Here is a 21,565-nt window from a genome sequence, read left to right as displayed (position 1 = left end):
AAGGCGGGGATCCATTTCCGGGCCTCGCGCCTGGGGATGGGACGGGAGATGGGTTCCCGCCTTCGCGGGAATGACGAAGTTTAGGAACGCATGATGAAACTCGGCCGTCTCAACCATATCGGCGTGGCTACGCCCAGCCTGGAAAAGAGCATCGCTTATTATCGCGATGTTATGGGTGCGACGAAGATCCATGAACCCTTCGACTTGCCCGCGCAGGGAGTGAAGGTGTGTTTTGTCGATACACCGGGTGAAGGCGGCACGGCGGGGACGCAGATCGAGTTGATCGAGCCGTTCGACGAAAGCTCGCCGATCACCGCCTTCATCGCCAAGAACCCGGCGGGGGGGCAGCATCATATGTGTTATGAAGTGCCCGACATTCTCGAAGCCAAAGCGTGGTTCGAGGCAAAGGGTGCGCGGGTGCTGGGTGAGCCGCGCATCGGGGCGCATGGCACGCCGATCTTCTTCGTGCATCCCAAGGATATGAACGGGGTGCTGACCGAGATCATGGAGACGCCGAAAGAGGCGCACTGATTTTAAATCCTCTCCCGCTTGCGGGAGAGGATACGGAGCCTTGGCGGCTTGTCCGCCTAGGCGAAGTTGGTGAGGGCCAGCGACACGCAAGACCCTCACCACTGCGACTAAGGCCCGCTGCGCGGACCTAAGTCTCGTTGCCTCTCCCGCTTGCGGGAGAGGGGTAAGAGATAGGGTAGAAGATGACCGACAAGCCGACGCTGGACGACTGGGCCGCCGCTGCCGCCAAGGAAGTGAAGGGCAAGGATTTGACCTGGGCGACCCCGGAAGGGATCGCGGTCAAGCCGCTCTACACGGCTGAGGACGTGACCGTCGATCCGGGCTTGCCGGGCTTTGCGCCGTTCACGCGCGGCGTGCGCGCATCCATGTATGCTGGGCGGCCCTGGACCATTCGGCAATATGCGGGCTTTTCGACCGCCGAGGAATCCAACGCTTTCTATCGCCGCAACCTGGCGGCGGGGCAAAAGGGGCTGAGCGTCGCCTTCGACCTCGCCACCCATCGCGGCTATGACAGCGACCATCCGCGCGTCACCGGCGATGTCGGCAAGGCGGGCGTGGCGATCGACACGATTGAGGATATGAAGATCCTGTTCGACGGGATTCCGCTCGATCAGATGTCGGTCAGCATGACCATGAACGGCGCGGTGATCCCGATCTTAGCCTTCTTCATCGTCGCGGGGGAGGAGCAGGGCGTCGACCGCAAATTGCTGGACGGGACCATCCAGAACGACATCCTCAAGGAGTTCATGGTCCGCAACACCTATATCTATCCACCCGAACCCTCGATGCGGATCATCAGCGACATTTTCGGCTACACGTCGCGCGAGATGCCCAAGTTCAATAGCATCTCCATTTCCGGCTATCATATGCAGGAAGCGGGCGCGACACAGGTGCAGGAATTGGCCTTCACCATCGCCGACGGCATGGAATATGTGAAATATGGCGTGGCCAGCGGCCTCGACATCGACAAGTTCGCCGGACGCCTGAGCTTCTTTTTCGCGATCGGCATGAACTTCTTCATGGAGATCGCCAAACTGCGCGCGGCGCGGGTGCTATGGCACCGGGCGATGACGCAACTGGGGGCGAAGGACGAGCGGTCCAAAATGCTCCGCACCCATTGCCAGACCAGCGGCGTGTCGCTGACCGAGCAAGACCCCTATAATAATGTGATGCGCACCACGATCGAGGCGATGGCCGCGATGCTGGGCGGTACGCAATCGCTGCACACCAATGCGCTCGACGAAGCCATTGCGCTCCCCACCGATTTCTCAGCCCGGATCGCGCGCAACACGCAGATCGTGATCCAGGAAGAAACCGGCATGACCAAGGTGGTCGATCCGTTGGGCGGTTCCTATTATGTTGAAGCGCTGACGCAGCAATTGGTCGATGAAGCCTGGGCCATCATCGAAAAGGTGCAGGCCGATGGCGGCATGGCCAAAGCCGTGGCGGCAGGTTGGCCCAAGGCGATGATCGAAACCGCCGCTGCTGCCCGTCAGGCGCGGGTGGATCGCGGCGATGACGTCATCGTGGGCGTGAACAAATATCGCCTTGCGACAGAGGATTTCCTCGAAACGCTCGATATCGACAATGCCAAGGTGCGCGAAGGCCAGATTGCGCGCATCAACCGGGTAAAGGCGGAGCGCGATGCGGCCAAATGCGAAGCCGCCCTGCAGGCGCTGCGCGACGGTGCGGCGAAGCCCTCCAGTCTCGACAATAATCTCCTCGCCCTTGCCGTCGAAGCGGCCCGCGCCCGCGCGACGCTGGGCGAGATTTCCTCCGCCATGGAGGAGAGCTTCGATCGCTACGGCACCCAGCCGACGCCGGTAAAGGGCGTCTACAGTGCGCCTTATGCAGGCGACAGCCGCTGGCAACAGGTTCTTGACGGCGTGCAGGCCGTCGAGCGGCGCCTCGGTCGCAGGCCCAAACTCCTCGTCGCCAAGATGGGGCAGGATGGGCATGACCGGGGCGCCAACGTGATCGCGTCGGCATTTGGCGACATGGGCTTCGACGTGGTGTCGGGGCCGCTGTTCCAGACGCCCGAAGAAACTGTGGTGCTGGCGCTGGAAAGCGACGTCGATGTGGTGGGCGCGTCGTCGCTGGCGGCGGGCCACAAGACGCTGATTCCCGACCTCATCACCAAGCTGCGTGAAGCAGGTCGCAACGACATCAAGGTGATCGCGGGCGGCGTCATCCCGCCGCAGGATTATGACTTCCTCCGTGACGCGGGCGTTCAGGGCATTTATGGACCGGGCTCCAATGTCGTGGAATGCGCCGCCGACGTGCTGCGCCTCCTCGGCCATAATATGCCCCCGGTGGAGGATGCTGCCTAATGAACGCCACTAATTCCCAATCTCCGTTCGGTTCGAGCCCGTCGAGAACGGAGGTCGCGCAGGGTTCTCGACAAGCTCGAACTGAACGGGTTGGGGGGACTGCCCGTAATGACTGGACCCGCGCCGAAATCGCCGCGCTGTTCGACCTGCCGTTCAACGACCTGATGTTCGAGGCGCAGTCGATCCATCGCGCCAATTTCCCGCGCAATGAGGTGCAGCTTTCGACTTTGCTGTCGATCAAGACCGGCGGCTGCCCGGAAGATTGCGGCTATTGCAACCAGTCGGCCTCGGCGGAAAGTGGTCTGAAGGCCGAGAAACTGATGAGCGTGCAGGCAGTGATGCAGGCCGCGGCGCAGGCCAAGGATGCTGGCAGCTCGCGTTTTTGCATGGGTGCTGCCTGGCGTAATCCCAAGGAGCGGGACATGCCCGCCATCGTCCAGATGGTGCAGGGCGTGCGCCAGATGGGCATGGAAACTTGCATGACGCTGGGGATGCTGAGCGAGGGGCAGGCCAAGGTTCTGGCGGATGCAGGGCTGGATTATTACAACCATAATATCGACACCTCGCCCGAACATTATGAGAAGGTGATCACCACCCGGACGTTCGACGACCGGCTTGAAACGCTGGAGAATGTCCGCAATTCGGGGATCAATGTCTGCTCCGGCGGCATTGTGGGCATGGGCGAGACGCGCGAGGATCGTGTCGGCTTCCTGCACGCGCTGGCTGTGTTGCCGACCCATCCGCAGAGCGTGCCGATCAACGCGCTGGTGCCGGTCAAGGGCACCGTGCTGGGCAATATGCTGGCCGACACGCCGCTGGCGAAGATCGACGAGATCGAGTTCGTGCGGACGGTCGCGGTCGCGCGGATCGTGATGCCGGAGAGCATGGTGCGGCTGAGTGCCGGGCGTGAGAGCATGTCGGATGCGTGTCAGGCTTTGTGCTTCATGGCGGGGGCGAACAGCATCTTCACCGGCGACAAATTGCTGACCACGGCGAATGCGGGCGACAATGCCGATGCGGCACTGTTCGCGAAGCTGGGCGTCGTGCCGATGCAGGCTGAGGTGAAGGTTGAGATGGAGGCTGTGGCGGCGGAATGATTTGTGCGCCCACCTTCGTCACCCCGGACTTGATCCGGGGTCCCGCTTCTCTTCTGGCGATGCGCGAGAAGAAAGCGGGATGCCGGATCAAGTCCGGCATGACGGATAAGTGTGGGGTGGTCGCTGCATGATCCGCCTCTCAACACTCCGTCATGCTGAACTTGTTTCAGCATCTATCACGCCTCCGAGAGCGTTGGTGCATGTGGAGGGATGGACCCTGAAACAAGTTCAGGGTGACAATTGTGATTGGGAGCCAGCACGGTGAATGATTCGTGGCCTGATCTGCCATCGCAGGGTTTCATAGTCGGGCGACCTGCTACGCTCGAAGATGCGCAGCGCGGTGATGCCGTTTTTCACACCAACGGAACCGGCGGCGATGCCGCTACCGTAGCAATTCCTCAATATGCCTATTGGTCAGAAAGTCCCGGCGAGAAGCTGGCAGTTATCCTTGTTCAAGCCGAGCATTCGCCAGATGGGCCTATCTTGGTCGGTCTTCGTGACCTTAATGGAAACGATATTCTTGCAACTATGTCGGAATTAGAACTTTTGGGGACGAAGAAGCCAAACCTATGATCAAAAAAATCCTGATCGCGAACCGTGGCGAAATTGCGTGTCGTGTCATGCGCACGGCCAAGAAGATGGGCATCAAGACCGTTGCGGTCTATTCCGATGCCGATGCGCGCGCGCCGCATGTGTTGATGGCGGACGAAGCCGTGCATATCGGCCCGTCGCCCGCCGCCCAATCCTATCTGATCGCCGACAAGATCATCGCGGCGTGCAAGGCGACCGGCGCGGATGCTGTGCATCCGGGCTATGGCTTCCTGTCGGAACGCGAGAGTTTCCGCAACGCGCTCGACGCCGAAGGCATCATCTTCGTCGGCCCTCCCGCCAACGCGATTGCGGCGATGGGCGACAAGATCGAGTCCAAGAAGCTGGCGCTGGAAGCAGGCGTCAATGTCGTCCCCGGCTTCGTCGGCGTCATCGACGACACCGAACATGCCGTAAAAATCTCCAACGAGATCGGCTATCCGGTGATGATGAAGGCATCGGCTGGCGGCGGCGGCAAGGGGATGCGGCTCGCCTATAATGAGCAGGATGTTCGCGAAGGCTTTGAAGCGACCAAGCGCGAAGGCCTGGCCAGCTTTGGCGATGACCGCGTCTTCATCGAAAAATTCATCGAAAGCCCGCGCCATATCGAAATCCAGATATTGGGCGATCAGCATGGCAATATCGTCTATTTGAACGAACGCGAATGTTCGATCCAGCGCCGCCACCAGAAGGTGGTCGAGGAAGCGCCGTTGCCTTTCGTCACGCCCAAGATGCGCAAGGCGATGGGCGAGCAGTGCGTCGCCCTGGCCCGTGCGGTCGGCTATTTCAGCGCGGGGACGGTCGAACTGATTGTCAGCGGCGCGGACACGACGGGGGAGGGCTTCTACTTCCTCGAAATGAACACCCGCTTGCAGGTCGAACATCCCGTCACCGAAGAAATCACCGGCGTCGATCTGGTCGAACAGATGATCCGCGTCGCCAATGGCGAGGCGCTGGCCTTCTCCCAGGATGACGTCAAGATCAAGGGCTGGGCGATCGAGAACCGCGTCTATGCCGAAGACCCCTATCGCGGCTTCCTGCCGTCGACCGGCCGCCTCGTCCGCTACAATCCGCCCGAAACCGGCACCGACGAAAGCGGCGCGCTGATCCGCGTCGATGACGGCGTGGTCGAAGGCGGTGAAGTCTCCATGTTCTACGACCCCATGATCGCTAAGCTGATCACCTGGGCGCCCACGCGGCTGGAGGCCATCGACAAGCAGATCGAGGCGCTCGACAAATTTGAGATCGAGGGGCCGGGCCATAATATCGATTTCGTTTCCGCGCTGATGCAGCATGAGCGGTTCCGCTCCGGCAACATCACCACCGGCTTCATCGCGGAGGAATATCCTGACGGCTTCCAGGGCGCACCCGCGTCGCCCGAACTGCTCCAGCGGCTCGCCGCGATCGGGGCCTTTGCCGCCATGGCCCAGGCCGACCGCGCCCGCCGCATCGACGGACAACTCGGCAAGCGCTTGCCGCCGCCGACCGGCTGGCAGGTCAAGATCGGCGACAGCGTCCATGATGTGGAGATCGACGGCGATGATGTGACCGTCGATGGCGTGAGCGTAGACATGGCGCTCGAATATACGCCCGGCGATCGCCTGATCGAAGCCGAGTTCGGCGAGGAGGAATTGGCGGTGAAGATCGCGCCGACCCGCGCCGGCTTCGTCCTGACCGCCCATGGTGCCAGCCACAAGCTGCGCATCCTGCCCGCGCACGCCGCGCCCTATGCCGCGCACATGATCGAGAAGATCCCGCCAGACCTGTCGCGCTACCTTATCTGCCCGATGCCGGGCTTGCTGGTCGCTTTGCATGTGGGGGCGGGCGACAAGGTGGAGGCCGGTCAGCCGCTCGCCGTTATCGAAGCGATGAAGATGGAAAATATCCTGCGCGCGCAAAAGGCAGGCACGGTGAAAAGCGTCTCCGCGGCGCAAGGCGACAGCCTGGCCGTCGACGCGGTCATTTTGGAGATGGAGTAACCCGCGGTGAAGGGGCGGCTTAACTAGCCGTCCTGGACCATATAAAAAAGGCCGCCGCTCCACGAGGAGCGGCGACCTTTTTCACATCTACGCCGACATCAGCGCTCGATGCACATCGCCACGCCCATGCCGCCGCCGATGCACAGGGTCGCCAGACCCTTCTTTGCATCGCGCTTGGCCATTTCGTACAGCAAGGTCGTTAGCACCCGTGCGCCCGAAGCGCCGATCGGATGACCGATGGCGATCGCGCCGCCATTGACGTTGACCTTGTCCGCATCCCAGCCCAGTTCCTGGCCGACCGACAGCGCCTGCGCCGCGAACGCCTCATTGGCTTCGATCAGGTCGAGATCAGCGACGGACCAGCCCGCCTTTTCCAGCGCCTTGCGGCTGGCCGGGGCCGGGCCGATGCCCATGATCGAGGGATCGACGCCGCAGGTTGCAAAACCGGCGATCCGGCCCAGGATCGTCGCACCGCGCTTGGCCGCAGCATCAGCGGTCATCAGCACCAGCGCGGCGGCGCCATCATTCAGGCCGCTCGCATTGCCGGCGGTCACGCTGCCATCCTTCTTGAAGGCCGGGCGTAGCGCCTGCATCCCCTCGATCGTCGCTCCCGCGCGGATATATTCGTCGGCATTGACGATGGTGTCGCCCTTGCGACCCTTGATCGTGATCGGCACGATCTCGTCGGCAAAGCGACCCGAAGCGCGCGCCGCTTCCGCCTTGTTCTGGCTGGCGACGGCAAAGGCGTCCTGCGCCTCGCGGCTGATCTGATACTTCTCCGCCAGATTTTCAGCGGTGATGCCCATATGATAATTGTTGAAGGCGTCGGTCAGGCCGTCGTGGATCATCGTGTCGATCAGGCTGACATTGCCCATCTTGCTGCCTGCACGCAGATATTGCGCATGGGGGGCAAGCGACATGTTTTCCTGCCCGCCAGCCACCATGATGTTCGCGTCGCCCGCACGGATGGCCTGTGCCGCCAGCGCCACTGCGCGCAGCCCGGAACCACATAGCTGGTTGATGCCGATGGCGGTGCGCTCCACCGGGATACCGGCGTTGACGGCGGCCTGACGCGCTGGGTTCTGGCCCTGGCCTGCGCTCAGCACCTGGCCCAGTATCACTTCGTCCACCTCGTCGGGCGCGACACCGGCCTGCGCCAAGGCGGCGAGGATCGCCTGGCGACCCAGTTCATGCGCGGGGGTCGATCCGAAAGCGCCCATGAAGCTGCCGACGGCGGTGCGCTTGGCGGCGGTAATCACGATGTCTGACAAAGGCCTGATCCTCAATGACGGGGGTTGTTTTCGCCCGCGCCCATAGCATCATCCGCCATGGCTGGAAAGCCAGTCGGACAGCGGATGCCATAGCAATTGGGGAGCCCTGCTACCCACCACCATGCCGACATGACCGAGCGCAAGGCTGCGCTGCTCCGCCAGATCGGGAGCCGCGGCGGCCGGTACGATACGGTCGGTTGTCGATCGGATCGAAAGGCTGGGGCAGGGCAGGGCTTTGGGATTGATTACTTTGCCGCCAACTGACCACCGCCCTTCGCCGGTCGCATTGCCGGCATAGAGGGCGTCGAACAAGTCGCTTGCCGCAGCGTAGGTAAGCGGTGCCCCTTCATTGGCCCAATCCTCGACCGCCAGAAAGGCGCGGGCCGCGTCCGACCCTTCCTCCATATCGGCGAACGCGGCATATTTGTGTATGGTGCGCTGAGGGTCCATCGCCCAGAAGCCCGATTGCAGCACTTCCATCGGCACATAGCCCAGTCGTTCGCAGATCGCTTTGGCGTCGCGCCACAGCAGGCTGATTTCCTGCCGGTCGGCATGGGCGAAACCGTCAAACGCCCATGGCGACGCGATCGCGACGACGGCCGTTACCTCGCGCAGCATTGCCGCAGCAATCGCCAAGGTGCCGCCCAGGCAATAGCCAACCAGGATGGGCGGGCGCGGCAAGTCGACAAGCAACGGCAGCAATCGCTCCGTTATATGTAAATCCAGGCCCATCGCTGCATCGCGGTGCGTTGGCGCCCCCCAATCGACCAGATAGGCATCATGCCCTGCTGCACCCATATGGCGCAGCATCGACCGGCTTTCCGACAGATCCAGCACCTGCGGGGGATTGATCAGTGATGGAATGAACACAATGGGTGCGCGCCCATTTTCAGCACCATAGCGACATAGTCGGGCGCTTCCGACCGAAGCTACGCAATGCGGCACTGTCGGCACAGGAGGACGCTGCGCATCCTGATAGCGGCGCAAGCCCATAAACGCGCGGCGGCGCAGTTCAGGATCACCCTCCGTCTCGCGCCATAAAATATTGAGAAAAAGGGGTAATGGGCGCGGTCCATGTTGCGGTGCGACATGGCCTTGTGCTAGTGCAGAATGAGGTTCTGAGGGAGAGGCTTTCATGTCCAAATCTAAAGTGGTCAACGAATCCGATCCGGTCGTTATCAAGAAGTACGCCAACCGGCGTCTCTATAATACCGAAACTTCCAGTTATATTACACTCGACCTGCTGTCACAGATGACCCGTGAAGGGCGCGAGTTCACCGTGGTCGATGCCAAGTCCGGTGAGGACATCACCCATAATGTGCTGACCCAGATTATCATGGAAGAGGAACAGCGCGGCACGAACATGCTGCCGGTCAACTTCCTGCGCCAGTTGATTTCCATGTATGGTGATTCGATGCAGTCGATGGTGCCGCAATATCTGGAATCGTCGATGGATGCCTTCCGCAAGAATCAGCAGCAGTTTCAGGAAGCCATGAAGGGTGCCTTTGGCGGGGGACCATTGGCCGAGATTGCCAAGCGCAACCTGCAAATGTTCGAAGCCGCGGCCAGCGCCTTTGGCAATGGCGTGCCGGGGATGCCGGGCGTTCCGGGTGCGACGCCTGCGCCAGCGGCTACAGACGGCAGCAAGGATGACGAGATCGCCGCGCTCAAGGCGCAATTGGCGGCCTTGAACGCGAAGATCGACAAGCTGAGCTGAATAAGAGGATCGGACGGGACCATGGCGAAGGCGGATCGGTTAGAGCGGCTGGACGTTCGCCGCGAGGAACTGGAACAGGCCTATCGCGCGGCGTTGATCTCTGCGCTCCAGACGACCGCCAGCGGCAAATGGGGCCTGTTCGATCATCAGAAGGACAAAACGGCACGAGCGAAGACCGCGCCGATATTGGCAGAGCTAAGCGACACTGCAGACGAAATTGACGAACTACGCACGACCTTAGGCCTAGAGCCATTTGCGCTGCATCAGGAATTCGTGGCCGCGCGTGGGCCGGTATCGTCCGATGCTGTCGGCGAACCCAAACAGGCGCGGGCCTGGCTTGAACGGCTGGGTGTGACCGCCTGACCCTATCGCCATGGTCAGGGGTCGACAGGCGTAGCGCGCTTGTCCTATGGCGCGCCATTCCTTTCCGTTTCTAGCCCAAGGCCCGACCCCGTGAAGCACGCCCTTTCCGTAACCCGCGAACAGGATTTTTCCGCCTGGTATCAGGCCGTCATTACCGAGGCCGACCTGGCCGAGGAAAGCGGCGTGCGCGGCTGCATGGTCATCCGGCCATGGGGCTATGGCATCTGGGAACGCATCCAGAAATTGCTGGACGAACGGATCAAGGCGACCGGCCATGAAAATTGCTATTTCCCGCTGTTCATCCCGCTTTCCTATTTCGAGAAGGAAGCCGAGCATGTCGATGGTTTCGCCAAGGAAATGGCGGTCGTCACCCATCACCGGCTGATCCAGAAGGACGGCAAGCTGGTGCCCGATCCCGATGCGAAGCTGGAAGAGCCTTTGGTCGTCCGCCCAACATCGGAAACTGTCATTGGCGCGGCGTTCAGCCGTTGGGTTCAATCGTGGCGCGACCTGCCTGTCCTTATCAACCAGTGGGCGAATGTCGTGCGCTGGGAAATGCGCACCCGCATGTTCCTGCGGACGACCGAGTTTCTCTGGCAGGAAGGGCATACCGCCCATGCCAGCGTGGACGAGGCGCTGGAAGAAACGATGAAGATGCTCGAAGTCTATCGCAGCTTCGCTGAGGACTGCGTGGCGATGCCGGTGGTCGCGGGCGAAAAGCCGGAGAATGAGCGTTTCCCCGGTGCGGTCGCCACCTATTCGATCGAAGCGATGATGCAGGATGGCAAGGCGTTGCAGGCTGGCACCTCGCATTTCCTGGGCACCACCTTTTCCGCGGCGCAGAATATCAAGTTTCAAAATGCCGAAGGGCAGCAGGAACTGGCCCAGACGACCAGTTGGGGCATGTCGACGCGGATGATCGGCGGCCTCATCATGGTCCATGGTGACGATGACGGCCTGCGCGTGCCGCCGCGCGTCGCGCCCTATCAGATCGTGGTCGTGCCGATGCTGCGCGACAATGACGAAGATGCAGCGATCGTTGATTATTGCACTGATCTGGTCAGCCAGTTGAATGCGCTCGACCTGTTTCGCGAGCCGGTTCGCGCGCTGCTCGACAAGCGCCCGGCCAAGGCCGCAACCAAGCGCTGGGGCTGGGTCAAGAAGGGCGCGCCGATCGTGATCGAGGTCGGCGGCCGCGATGTTGCGGGCGGCAATGTCTCGGTCATCCGCCGCGACCGGCTCTATCGCGAGGATGGCAAGCTCGACAGCCAGATCGTGGCGAAGGGGGACTTTGTTGCGGAGGCCACGGCCACACTGGCCGACATTCAGCAAGCGCTGTTCGCCGATGCGAAGGGACGGCTCGACAGCAATATCGACAGCTCGATCAGCTCGTTGGATGCGCTCAAGGCCTATTTCGACGCCAGCGCCAAGCCGGGCTGGGCGCTGGTGCAGTGGAGCAAGCCAACCGGCGATGCGCTCGACAAGGTCGTGCAGTGGCTCAAAGGCGAAAAGCTGACGCTGCGCAATGTACCGAGCGATGCAGTGGCGGCGGATGGCGCGTGCATCTTCACGGGCGACGCGGCGGTGGAACGGGTGCTGGTCGGCCGCTCCTACTGAGCGGCCCCATCAGGCGAGGGTGAGATAGATCTCGGCCTCAATCAGCCAGTCTTGCCCGTTTTGCCGCCATTTGGCGGTATAGGTGCCAGACGCCTGCGGTTCACCCGTCGAGGCGAGGACGCCCTGCCATTGGCCATGTTCCATTGCAATGGGCTCGACGGCCGATACAATGATCCTGTCCGGCGTGCGAGTGTAGAGCAGCCGCTCCGCCGCGGCGAACTCGCGCCGCCACGCCAGCATTTGCGCCTTGCGCCCGGCCAGCACCGCACTGTCCGTCCCCGCAACGAGAATTGCGTCCCGCGCCAGCAGCGTTTCGATCGTGCGCAGGTCGGCTTGCGCCAGCGCGCGGTTGAAGCTGGCGCGGCGCAGGCGGATGGCAAGGTCGGTTGCGGTATTCATAGGAAATGGTCGTAGGGCGTGGCATCAGCCGACGCAATTGGCAGACGGGGCGTCAAGCGGCCAAGCGGTCACCCGACAATTTGTCCAGCAATGCTGCCACTTGGCCCGCCGGTATCGGCCGACTGAAGAAATAGCCCTGAATCTGGTTACAGCCCTCGGTGCGCAATATCTCCAGTTGCTCGCTGCTTTCGACCCCTTCAGCCGTCGTTTCGATGCCAAGCGCGTCGGCCAGCGTAGTAATCGCGCGAATGATGGCGGTCGCGCCGTCATGGGCGAGCAGATCGACGATGAAGCTGCGATCAATCTTCAATTTATCGAAGGGGAAGCTGCGCAGGTAGCTGAGCGAGGAATAGCCCGTGCCGAAATCATCAAGAGCGATTCGCACACCCAGGGCTCGCAGCGAATGAAGCGAGCCGAGCGTTGCTTCGACATTGTCGATGAACAGGCTTTCTGTGATTTCCAGTTCCAGCCGATGCGGCGCAAGACCTGAGCGCGCTAGCGCCTGCAACACGATGCTGTTGAGCGTGGCACTACGAAACTGCACCGGCGAGATATTGACGGCGATGCGGATATCGTCGGCCCATGTCGCGGCTATGCGGCAGGCTTCATGCAGCGCCCATTCGCCAATTGGGATGATAAGGCCGGTTTCCTCGGCCAATGGAATGAACTGCACGGGCGATACCATCCCCCGTTCGGGATGGTTCCAGCGGAGCAAGGCTTCGAAAGCTGTCACGCGATTTTGTGACAAACCGAACAGTGGTTGGAAATAGAGTTCCAATTCACCCTTGCGCAGCGCGTCATGCAGGTCGATTTCCATCGCGCGCCGCGCTTGGGCTTCGGCATCCATCGCACTTTCGAAGAATCGATGGCTGCCCTTGCCTTCATCCTTGGCCCGGTGAAGCGCAAGATCGGCATTTTTCAGCAGTTCGGTCGCGTCCTGCCCATCCTGAGGGGCCAGTACGATGCCGATGCTGGTGCCGGTGACGATCCGATGACCATGAACATCGAAGGGCTGCGCCAGTGCCTTGACCAGCGCTCGACCAATCTGATCGGCGCTGCCATTGCCATCGGGCAGGATAAGCGCAAATTCGTCGCCGCCAAGACGGGCGACAAAAGCCTGCGGGCAGATGGCACCCAGCCGTGTCGCCACCTCACACAGCAGCGCGTCCCCGGTAGGATGGCCGAGCGTATCATTCACCGACTTGAAATTATCAAGGTCAAGGCAGAAAAGCGCGAAGTTCGCGCTGCCGTGGCGGTTGAGCGCTAACGCAATCTGTTCGCGCAGCAAGGTGCGGTTGGGCAAGCCCGTCAGCGAATCGTGGAAGGCCATATGGGCGATCTGCCTCTCGCGATCCTCGACCGCACTCACCATGCGATTGAAGCTGCGGGCCAATTGCCCGATTTCGTCGCGGGTTTCCACGGCCACTTCGGCATGTTGGCCTGCGCTGACCTTGCGCGCGGCCGCCTCCAGCGCGACGATCGGGCGGGCCAGCCGACGCGAGGCAACAAAAGTGCCGGCGATTGCCAGCATCGCGCCCAGCCCGCCAAAACCGAACAAGGCCCAAAGAATGGGCGCATAGTCTCGCAAAGCATGTGTGAGGCTATATTCGAGAACCAGTAGCTGCGGCGCAGATTCTACCAAAGTCGGTACTGCGCGGGCTTGCATCAGGATGCGCTCGCCATTGCGCCTTACTTCGCTGACGCTGCTAGCCCGTATGCCGGACTCGGCCTGCGGCAGGATGCGGGGGTGCAGGTCGATGGAAGAAAGTCGGGCGATCTGTCTTAGGTCAGCCGGGCCCATCGTTCGCGCAAAAATTACCCATCCGGTTAGAACGGGCGCGCGAACCGGGGAGGCCGCAGCCATGAAATTTTGCCCACCCCAACGGGCGACACCGCGCTCCCGCCCCCTATCCAGTGCGTCGAACAGTTGATTTTTCTCATCGGCCGACATGCCCGGCACATGGCCAACCACGGTGCCATCGACACCGACGAACAGGGCATGTTGCAGGTCGAAGCGACCTTGGAGGCTTTTGAGCGCCGATATGATCGTGGGGGCATCGCTCGTGCCGACTGCTTCGCGAAACCCGAAGTCGCTGGCCAGGACATTGCCAGCCTGGGCCATCTGACTGACCTGCATGGCGGCAATGCGATCGAACAGGGCGCTGCCCACGGCCATTTCGCGCCGGATGGCCTGTTCGGCATAGGCCTCTATCGCCTTGCGCGTGCCGTAGAGCGATAGCATGGACACGCCCAGGAAGAGCATGCCGTAGAATAATGTCATCCGCAGGGTCAGCGTCGATTGCAGCCGCCCCACCCATCGCCGCCACAGCCGCGTGATGGCAAGATAGTGCGTCACCGCGCGCTGCGCAGTGCCAGCGGCACCGTCTTGCTGGCCGCGCCGCTACCGGGAATGGGAATATTCAGCACTATCTCGTTATCCTTGGAGCGCAGCAAAGGGTGCCAGATCGTGACTTGTGCCGTACCCGTCGCCATGCCTGCAATCCGGGCGGCGCCTGCACTGTCGCTTTTGGTCGCAAAGGGCGTGTCCACCACTTTGATGAAGCCCGTCATCTGGTCGTGTATGTTGCATCCAAGCGCGACTGCGCCGGGCGTCTTGAACGTATAACTGCGCGTCTCATCCTGACCGAACAATTTGATCTCGAACTTGGCTGGGCGGGAAAAAGAATAGACGTGATGCCGCACCTTATCCTTGTTCGGAAAGCTGACTGTCGCGCCGACCGGCACGATCAATACATGCGGAACAAAGGCGACATTTTGCTGCACCATGGCGGTGGGCCAGGGAAAGCGGATCGGCCCTGCGGGAATGCCGCCTGCGGGCCGGACCGATATAACCGCGTCGTTGACGGGCCGACCATCGGTATCGACCAGTTTAAGATTGAGGTCACCGGCGATGGCCGGACTGGCGATACTGACCAATAGGATGAGTAATAAGCGCAAGATAGGCATGGCTGTTCCTCTACAGCCAAATATTGAACAATTGCTTATGGCCGAATGCCCGACCGATTTGGATAGCATCTTCCAAGACAAATATAATTTTAACCAAACCGGCGTAAGGCACCGGTCATGACACGACATCTTCTCGCCGCGTCCGTCGCGCTTCTCGTCAGCTTATTTTTAGCCTCAACCGCAAGCGCCAGACCGCTTCGCCATGGCGGCAAACTTCTGCTCACCAATGGGATCACATCGCTTGAGGGGGCAAGTGGCGGTGGCCTTACGCCTTGGGCCGTAATCGCGGGCAATGAAACCGACGAGGGTATCGGCCTGTCAGCCCATGGCACGATGGTCGAGGTCAAGGATTATGACTATTGGAGCGCAGGCGTAGCCGTCGGTTTTCGTGACCGGCTTGAGATCAGCTACGCGCACCAGAATTTCAATACCAACGACATCGGCACCGTGCTTGGCCTGGGCAAAGACTATGCATTTTCGCAGGACATCATAGGGGTTAAGCTCCGGGTCGCGGGCGATCTGGTCTATGATCGGTTGCCCGCCATTGCGATCGGCGCGCAATATAAGAAGAATGGCCAAGGCGCGGTCGTCCGCGCAATCGGCGCGCAGGATGACGAAGGCGTCGATTATTATGCTTCGGTCAGCAAGCTGTTCCTGTCGCGCTCAATCCTGCTGTCGGGCACCGCGCGGCTGACCAAGGCGAACCAGATGGGCCTGCTGGGCTTTGGCGGCGACAAGCAGGATAGCTATGGCCTGCAGTTCGAAGGATCGGCCGCGTGGCAATTGTCGCGGCGCGTCGCGATCGGCGGCGAATTTCGCAGCAAGCCCGACAATCTGGGGATCGCACGGGAGGATGACTGGTTCGACCTGTTCGCGGCTGTCGCGGTGCATCGCAACGTGACCGCCACGGTCGCCTATGCCGACCTTGGCTCCATCGCCACCGTCAAGGGCCAGCGCGGCCTGCTCCTGTCACTCCAGGCCGCTTTCTAAGGACGTCATCATGTCTCTGTTCCTCTCGCTGCTCCTGCTGCAAGCCGCACCCCATGCCATGCCCGGCGAAGATGCGGTCGATCCCTATGTGCCCAATGCGGCCCATGCCGGCGGCGAACCCTTCACCGGCGATGCCATGGCACGGGCATTTCACGGCCAGGACGGCATCAGGCGCGTGGTCGATGGCATGGTTGTCCGCGCCTATGCCGATCCCGTCATTGGCGAGATTTTCATGGGACATGACAAGGTGCGCCTTAGCCGGACGCTGTTCGAGCAATTCTGCTACTTGCTGAACGCGGGCTGTTCCTACAGCGGTCGCGACATGGCGAGCGCGCACAAGGATCTAGGGGTGCAGCGCAAGGACATGAACCGACTGGTCGAGTTGCTCCAGGAAGTCATGCGCGCGGAAAAGGTCGATTTCCAGGCGCAAAATCGGTTCCTGTCGAAACTTGCGCCAATGCACCATGATGTCGTGAAGCAATAGGCCCATCGCCGCCGACGGTAATGGTGCACCCAACTGGATTCGAACCAGTGGCCTTTGCCTTCGGAGGGCAACGCTCTATCCAGCTGAGCTATGGGTGCATGACGCTGGTCAGGAGGGGCGCTTAGCAAAGGCCATGGGCCTGCGCCAGCCTCAATTCACCCATGACCAATCTTATTTCGCGGCCTTTTCCATCGGCTGGAATTTGCCCAGCCCGCAACTCGCCCCCGGTTGCAGGCCTGGCCCCGTGTTCCACAGCACGGTGATGATATCGACCGAACAGAGCTGCGAAATGCTGGTCTGGTAGGAGAAGCGCTGTTCGAAGCCAAGGCTGGGGCAGCTATTGGGCAGCGTGTTGCGATAGATTTTGCGGCCGGTCGTGACGAAGTCGATGGTGCGGTCATCGCGCACATTGGTCGAGCGGATGGACTGGATGGGAATGCAACTGACCGCTTCGCCCTTTGCCACATAGGGGTCAGGCTTGTCCTTCGCGATGGCCGGGGTCACCGCGACCGTCAGGGCGAGGCCCAACGCGAGGGGATAGGCGCGCAAAATGATCATAATGTCTCTCCTTGGCTTTTGCCGAATCGACGATCTGGCAAGCGCTATCCCGTCTCCCTATTCGCTGCCCGCTGAACCGGGCGATAACGGCAGCGCGGCAGGGGGTGTTTTTGGTGCGGGTGTCTTGGGCTTGAACCGGCACAGGTCGGCGACGATGCAGCGCCAGCATTCGGGGCGGCGCGCCTTGCACACATAGCGGCCATGCAGGATCAGCCAATGATGCGCGTCGCGCCGGAATGGTGCCGGCACGCGCTTTTCGAGTTTCAGCTCGACCGCGAGCACCGTCTTTCCGGGGGCGAGGCCAGTGCGGTTGCCGACGCGGAAGATATGGGTATCGACGGCGAAGGCTTCCTGCCCGAAGGCGGTGTTGATCACGACATTGGCGGTCTTGCGCCCGACGCCGGGCAGGGTGGTCAGCGTGTCGCGATCCTGCGGCACTTCCCCGCCGAAATCGCGGACCAGTATCTCCGACAGGGCGATGACATTCTTGGCCTTGCCGTTGAACAGGCCGATCGTCTTGATATGCTGCTTGAGCGCGTCTTCGCCGAGATCGACCATCTGCTGGGGCGTTTGGACGTCGCGGAACAGGGCACGCGTAGCCTTGTTGACGCCGACATCGGTGGCTTGGGCCGACAGCACGACGGCGACTAGCAATTGATAGTCGTTGCCATATTCCAGTTCGGTGACCGGCGCCGGATTGGCTTCGGCCAGGCGGCTGAAAAAGTCGAAAATCTGTGCCTTGTTCATGGCGGTCAGAGGCCCAGCACGCCCTTCATGTCGTAGCGTCCGGCGGGCTGATCAACGAGCCATTGCGCACCCTTGATCGCGCCGCGCGCGAAGATGGAGCGGTTTTCGGCGCGGTGGCCGATTTCGATCCGCTCGCCTTCGGTCGCGAAAATGACTTGATGGTCGCCCGCCACCGATCCGCCGCGCAGGGCGGCAAAGCCGATCGCCCCCTTGCCCCGCGCGCCGGTGATGCCGTCCCGGCCGCGCTCGCTATGGTCGGCAAGGTCGATCCCGCGTCCGCGCGCTGCCGCTTCGCCGAGCAGCAGCGCGGTGCCGGAGGGGGCATCGACCTTGTGCCGGTGGTGCATCTCGACGATCTCGATATCCCAGTCGTCACCAAGGCCCGCGGCGGCCTGTTCCACCAAAGCGGCGAGCAGGTTGACGCCGAGCGATGTGTTGCCGGTCTGGAGCACGGGAATGACCAGCGCCGCTTGATCAATCAGCGCGTGATGCACAGGCTCCAGCCCGGTCGTGCCGATCAGGATCGGCTTGTGCGCGGCGATGCAGGCGTCGAGATGGGCCGAGAGGGCGCCGGGGACGGAGAAGTCGATCAGCACGTCGCTTGCCTGCGCCAGCGCCGCTATGTCGGTCGTGATCGGAAGACCCGGCGCGATGTCGCCGCTGCCTGCGCGGTCGGTGCCGCCTACCAGGCCCAAGCCAGCGTCCGTCGCGACGGTGGCGATCGCCTGTCCCATGCGGCCTGCGGCCCCGAAAATCCCGATGCTGATCATGAAGACGCCGTCCCTGTTGTGCTGGGAAGCGCGGATGCCAGAGCGATGCGCTTTTGTCATCCCCACATGCAGGGCAGAGCCTCAACGCTCGTTGAGGCGCGGCATCAGTTCGACGAAATTGCAGGGACGAAATCGGCTGTCCAGTTGCGTGACCAATATGCCGTCCCACGCATCCTTCACCGCGCCGGTGGAGCCGGGCAGGGCGAAGATATAGGTGCCGCGCGCGACGCAGGCGGTGGCGCGGGACTGGATCGTCGATGTGCCGATCTTCTGGTAGCTGAGCCAGCGGAACAGTTCGCCGAAGCCCGGAATTTCCTTGTCCTGCACCTGGGCTACCGCTTCGGGCGTGACGTCGCGTCCGGTAACGCCGGTGCCGCCGGTGGTCAGGATGACATCGACCTGGGGGTCGTCGATCCAGGCGTGCAGACGTGCCACGATCGCCGCCTTGTCGTCGCGTTCGACATAGCGACCGGCAAGAATGTGGCCCGCTTTTTCCAACCGTTCGACCAACGCGTCGCCGCTCCGATCGTCGGCTAGTCCGCGCGTGTCCGACACTGTCAGTACAGCGATGCGTACAGGGATGAAGGGTCGGCTCTCGTCGATCGGCATCAGTCCGAACCGCCACCCATGCTGCCGCGCCCGTCGGCTTTGCTCAGTCGGACCAGCTTCATGCCCTTGGATGTCGGGAAGGTCGGCCACAGGCCCTGGGCCATGCCGGTCAGGCAATCGGCGCTGCCCTTGCCCTGAATCTGGTACATCCAGTAATTGCGCATGACGATGTTCACATAAGCGCGGGTTTCATAATAAGGCAGCGATTCCATGAACAACAGTGGGTCGCCCTGATGCTTCACTTCGCTGTTCCAGCGTTCGACTGGCAGCGGCCCGGCATTATACGCCGCCATGACCTTGGGCAGCAGCCCGCCGGTCGCGCTCATGTCGCGCAGCGCTTCGAGGTAGCGTTGGCCAAATTCCATGTTGGTCGATGGCACGAACAATTGGTCGGCCGACGCCAGCCCCATGTCGCTGCCGGTGCCGGGACGCACTTGCATCAGGCCGCGCGCGCCTGCGCTGGAGACGACCTGTGAGCGGAAGCCCGATTCCTGCAAGGTGTGGGCGTAGATCAGCGCTTGATCGACGCGCCAGCCGCCGTCGGGCTGCCAATTGGGCGCGGGGAAGCGGGCGAAACTCTCCGGCTGTTTGCCGACCGGGCCGTTATGGGCGAGCCATAGCTGGGTTTCGGGCAGGCTCAGCGCACTGGCGAGCCGGATAAGCGCGTCATATTGCGTGTTGCCGCCAATCTTCGCCTGGTGCCGGAGCAATTCTTCGGCACGGGCGGTTTCGCCGATGGCGCTCAGCGCGATGGCGGCGCGGGCATTGGGGCTGTCCTTGAGCAATTGCCATTCGGCCGCGCCGAACCGATTGGCGACAGGCGCAGCGCCGAGCGGCAGACCGAGCGATTCGCGGGCGAGCAGGCCGTAGAAACTCTCTTCCGAACGGCTGGCTAGCCTGAGATAATTTTGAACCTTCTCCGCTTCGCCGCACACCATATAGGCGCGCGATGCCCAATAGGCACCAGCGGCGCGCATGTCGACATTGCCTGCCAGTGCGGCGACATTGGCAAAGGAGGGCGCTGCGGCGCGGCAGTCGTTCTGACGCCAGGCGGCGAGGCCAGCGGTCCAATGCGCCTGTACGCTCCAATCGCCCCCGGCCCGCGCTTCGAGCGCGCGTGCCGCCATGCGGCGGGCATTGCTGTCGTCATTTTCGATATAATAGGCCCAGGCGACGCGCTGGCGCACTTCGGTCAGGCCTTCGGGGGTCAAACCCGCTTCGCCGCTCGCCAGCAGCGATTCGGCACCAGCGGGGTTGTCCGCTTTGATGTACGTCTGGATCTGTCCGGCCAGTGCCTGCGCCAGCATATCGGTCTTGACCGCAGGGACATATTCGCGGCGAGGTGCCGAGCCTAGCCAGACCATTTTCTGCACCTGCGGCAGGGTTGGCAAGATGGTCGCGCCGCGTTTCTGCGCCAGCCGGGAAAGCTGGTCGGCCTTGGGCAGCCACGCGGCCTTGTTCACCAGATCGAGCAGATCGAACAGTTCGACCCTTGGCGATCCCTTCGCCAGATAAAGTTCGGACAGGGCGAGAGGGCGCATGGCATCCTGCCCGTCCAAGGCCTCGATCATGGCCCGTGCATCGGACCATTTCTGATCGCGCAGGGTAACGAAGATGTTGCGATAGCGGGCCTTGTCCCCATCGGACAAAGCCAGCGGCGAGCCGGTGGCCAACGCTGCCGATACAGGCGGCAGGGTGCCGGTCGTCTCGGCCGAAGCGGGCAGGGTAGCGACTGCACCCATTGCGAACAGGGCCAGGCAGGACAGGCGGGTCGCGGCTCGAATCACGGACGGTTTTCCTCGATCAGGCTTTGCAGGGCGCGCCAGCATTGCGCCTTGGCCGCCGGTTGCGTGAGCAACAGGCGCGGGTGAAATGTGGCGATGACGGGCACAATGCCGCCATCATGGTTAAAGCCCGGTAAAGCAACGGAGGCTTCGCCACCGTCCGTCGGCATCAACGCACGGATCGTCCGATCGCCAAGCAGAAGCAGGCGGCGTGGCCGGGCGAGATGGACATGCGTGGCCATGCGGGCGGCGGCACTGGCAATGTCACTGGCCTCCACCATGCCGCCGGGCGGACGGGCAAAAAACAGGGAGGCGATATAGCAATGCGCCCGGTCGAGGCCGATGGCGCGCAGCATCGAATCGAACAGCGCGCCCGCGCGGTCCGCCAGGAGCGTGCCTTGCTCGATATCGGCCGGATCGGGCATGTCGGTGACGATCATCAACGGCGCATCGACTGGTCCGGCGGGCATGATGGCACAGCCCGCCCAGCGCTGTTCGGGTTGTCCTGCGTCGCTCGCCAACCAGGTCTGAAACGCCTGCAAATCCTGCGGTTTGGCGACCGGCGGAGCAATCGCGACGCTCGATTGCGCCGCTGATGCCGTAGCGGTCAAAGCCGGACGCAACCAGTTGACGGGCGTTTCCGCCACCGCGCATTCCACGCCGGTAAGCTGCCACCACGCCAGATAGGCGTCGGCACTCAACACCGCATTATCCTGCATTGATCCCCGCATCTGTACCTTAGGGCCAGAGGTTGACGAGGGGGT

At 62.2% G+C, this 21,565-nt stretch carries 21 protein-coding genes and 1 tRNA gene; 10 read left to right on the top strand and 12 right to left on the bottom strand.

Features of this window, described 5'->3' with window-relative positions:
- The first annotated feature begins 93 nt into the window (after positions 1 to 93).
- The 5 genes from mce (at position 94) to J2W40_RS06845 (ending at position 6,525) form a co-directional block, all read left to right on the top strand.
- The gene (mce, locus tag J2W40_RS06865) at positions 94 to 531 is read left to right on the top strand and encodes a methylmalonyl-CoA epimerase (RefSeq protein ID WP_310223061.1); all 438 of its coding nucleotides are present in this window, start codon (positions 94 to 96) and stop codon (positions 529 to 531) included.
- A gap of 182 nt (positions 532 to 713) precedes the next feature.
- Positions 714 to 2,861, top strand: coding sequence for a methylmalonyl-CoA mutase (scpA, locus tag J2W40_RS06860; RefSeq protein ID WP_310222967.1), 2,148 nt, complete (start codon positions 714 to 716; stop codon positions 2,859 to 2,861).
- Positions 2,861 to 3,958: a biotin synthase BioB gene (gene bioB / locus J2W40_RS06855; protein ID WP_310222964.1), complete on the top strand. Its 1,098-nt coding sequence runs from the start codon at positions 2,861 to 2,863 to the stop codon at positions 3,956 to 3,958. Before scpA ends, bioB begins: the two co-directional genes overlap by 1 nt.
- Before the next feature lie 261 nt (positions 3,959 to 4,219).
- Complete coding sequence (locus tag J2W40_RS06850) at positions 4,220 to 4,531, top strand: hypothetical protein (RefSeq protein WP_310222962.1); 312 nt, start codon at positions 4,220 to 4,222, stop codon at positions 4,529 to 4,531.
- Positions 4,528 to 6,525 (top strand): acetyl/propionyl/methylcrotonyl-CoA carboxylase subunit alpha, encoded by a 1,998-nt coding sequence (locus J2W40_RS06845; RefSeq protein ID WP_310222960.1) that lies wholly within the window; start codon positions 4,528 to 4,530, stop codon positions 6,523 to 6,525. The genes J2W40_RS06850 and J2W40_RS06845 overlap by 4 nt, the downstream gene beginning before the upstream one ends.
- 98 nt (positions 6,526 to 6,623) lie before the next feature.
- Here J2W40_RS06845 and J2W40_RS06840 read toward each other — a convergent pair whose 3' ends face one another.
- Complete coding sequence (locus J2W40_RS06840; RefSeq protein WP_310222958.1) at positions 6,624 to 7,796, bottom strand: acetyl-CoA C-acetyltransferase; 1,173 nt, start codon at positions 7,794 to 7,796, stop codon at positions 6,624 to 6,626.
- Positions 7,797 to 7,844: 48 nt separating this feature from the next.
- On the bottom strand, positions 7,845 to 8,807 hold the full coding sequence (locus J2W40_RS06835) for an alpha/beta fold hydrolase (protein WP_310223059.1): 963 nt from the start codon (positions 8,805 to 8,807) through the stop codon (positions 7,845 to 7,847).
- 124 nt (positions 8,808 to 8,931) lie between these two features.
- Here J2W40_RS06835 and phaR point away from each other — a divergent pair, with 124 nt between their 5' ends.
- From phaR to proS, 3 genes are all read left to right on the top strand, one after another.
- Positions 8,932 to 9,513, top strand: coding sequence for a polyhydroxyalkanoate synthesis repressor PhaR (gene phaR / locus J2W40_RS06830; protein ID WP_096060475.1), 582 nt, complete (start codon positions 8,932 to 8,934; stop codon positions 9,511 to 9,513).
- Between the two features lie 21 nt (positions 9,514 to 9,534).
- Positions 9,535 to 9,876, top strand: a complete 342-nt coding sequence (locus J2W40_RS06825; protein WP_310222956.1) for a hypothetical protein — start codon at positions 9,535 to 9,537, stop codon at positions 9,874 to 9,876.
- Positions 9,877 to 9,966: 90 nt separating this feature from the next.
- Positions 9,967 to 11,493, top strand: coding sequence for a proline--tRNA ligase (gene proS, locus J2W40_RS06820; RefSeq protein ID WP_310222954.1), 1,527 nt, complete (start codon positions 9,967 to 9,969; stop codon positions 11,491 to 11,493).
- Between the two features lie 9 nt (positions 11,494 to 11,502).
- Here proS and J2W40_RS06815 read toward each other — a convergent pair whose 3' ends face one another.
- From J2W40_RS06815 to J2W40_RS06805, 3 genes are read right to left on the bottom strand one after another with little or no spacing between them, the layout of a single operon-like run.
- Positions 11,503 to 11,892, bottom strand: coding sequence for a nuclear transport factor 2 family protein (locus J2W40_RS06815; RefSeq protein ID WP_310222952.1), 390 nt, complete (start codon positions 11,890 to 11,892; stop codon positions 11,503 to 11,505).
- Between the two features lie 52 nt (positions 11,893 to 11,944).
- Entirely contained in the window at positions 11,945 to 14,248 is a 2,304-nt protein-coding gene (locus J2W40_RS06810) for a putative bifunctional diguanylate cyclase/phosphodiesterase (protein WP_310222950.1), read from the bottom strand.
- Entirely contained in the window at positions 14,245 to 14,859 is a 615-nt protein-coding gene (locus J2W40_RS06805) for a cupredoxin domain-containing protein (protein WP_310222948.1), read from the bottom strand. The genes J2W40_RS06810 and J2W40_RS06805 overlap by 4 nt, the downstream gene beginning before the upstream one ends.
- 117 nt (positions 14,860 to 14,976) lie before the next feature.
- On the opposite strand from J2W40_RS06805, the gene J2W40_RS06800 reads away from it, so the two are divergent.
- Together J2W40_RS06800 and J2W40_RS06795 are read left to right on the top strand one after the other, a co-directional pair.
- Positions 14,977 to 15,849, top strand: a complete 873-nt coding sequence (locus tag J2W40_RS06800; RefSeq protein WP_310222945.1) for a DUF3034 family protein — start codon at positions 14,977 to 14,979, stop codon at positions 15,847 to 15,849.
- A gap of 10 nt (positions 15,850 to 15,859) precedes the next feature.
- On the top strand, positions 15,860 to 16,333 hold the full coding sequence (locus tag J2W40_RS06795) for a group I truncated hemoglobin (protein WP_310222943.1): 474 nt from the start codon (positions 15,860 to 15,862) through the stop codon (positions 16,331 to 16,333).
- A gap of 21 nt (positions 16,334 to 16,354) precedes the next feature.
- Here the strand turns inward: J2W40_RS06795 and J2W40_RS06790 are convergent.
- The 7 genes from J2W40_RS06790 to J2W40_RS06760 all read right to left on the bottom strand — a co-directional run bounded on the left by J2W40_RS06790 (position 16,355) and on the right by J2W40_RS06760 (position 21,532).
- A tRNA-Arg gene (locus J2W40_RS06790) sits at positions 16,355 to 16,431 on the bottom strand.
- Between the two features lie 73 nt (positions 16,432 to 16,504).
- Positions 16,505 to 16,891 carry a hypothetical protein gene (locus J2W40_RS06785; protein WP_310222941.1) on the bottom strand — a complete coding sequence of 129 codons (387 nt, stop codon included), beginning with the start codon at positions 16,889 to 16,891 and terminating at the stop codon, positions 16,505 to 16,507.
- Positions 16,892 to 16,948: 57 nt separating this feature from the next.
- On the bottom strand, positions 16,949 to 17,638 hold the full coding sequence (gene nth / locus J2W40_RS06780) for an endonuclease III (RefSeq protein ID WP_310222940.1): 690 nt from the start codon (positions 17,636 to 17,638) through the stop codon (positions 16,949 to 16,951).
- 5 nt (positions 17,639 to 17,643) lie between these two features.
- Complete coding sequence (gene dapB / locus J2W40_RS06775; RefSeq protein ID WP_310222938.1) at positions 17,644 to 18,408, bottom strand: 4-hydroxy-tetrahydrodipicolinate reductase; 765 nt, start codon at positions 18,406 to 18,408, stop codon at positions 17,644 to 17,646.
- A gap of 81 nt (positions 18,409 to 18,489) precedes the next feature.
- On the bottom strand, positions 18,490 to 19,017 hold the full coding sequence (moaB, locus tag J2W40_RS06770) for a molybdenum cofactor biosynthesis protein B (RefSeq protein WP_310222936.1): 528 nt from the start codon (positions 19,015 to 19,017) through the stop codon (positions 18,490 to 18,492).
- Positions 19,017 to 20,804: a lytic transglycosylase domain-containing protein gene (locus J2W40_RS06765; RefSeq protein ID WP_310222934.1), complete on the bottom strand. Its 1,788-nt coding sequence runs from the start codon at positions 20,802 to 20,804 to the stop codon at positions 19,017 to 19,019. Before J2W40_RS06765 ends, moaB begins: the two co-directional genes overlap by 1 nt.
- Positions 20,801 to 21,532, bottom strand: coding sequence for a uracil-DNA glycosylase family protein (locus J2W40_RS06760; protein WP_310222932.1), 732 nt, complete (start codon positions 21,530 to 21,532; stop codon positions 20,801 to 20,803). Before J2W40_RS06760 ends, J2W40_RS06765 begins: the two co-directional genes overlap by 4 nt.
- Between the last annotated feature and the right edge of the window lie 33 nt (positions 21,533 to 21,565).

Source organism: Sphingobium xenophagum, assembly GCF_031457465.1.
GTDB lineage: Bacteria > Pseudomonadota > Alphaproteobacteria > Sphingomonadales > Sphingomonadaceae > Sphingobium > Sphingobium xenophagum_A.
Note: the sequence above shows the minus strand (reverse complement) of the source record. Positions and strands in the feature narration are given on the sequence as shown.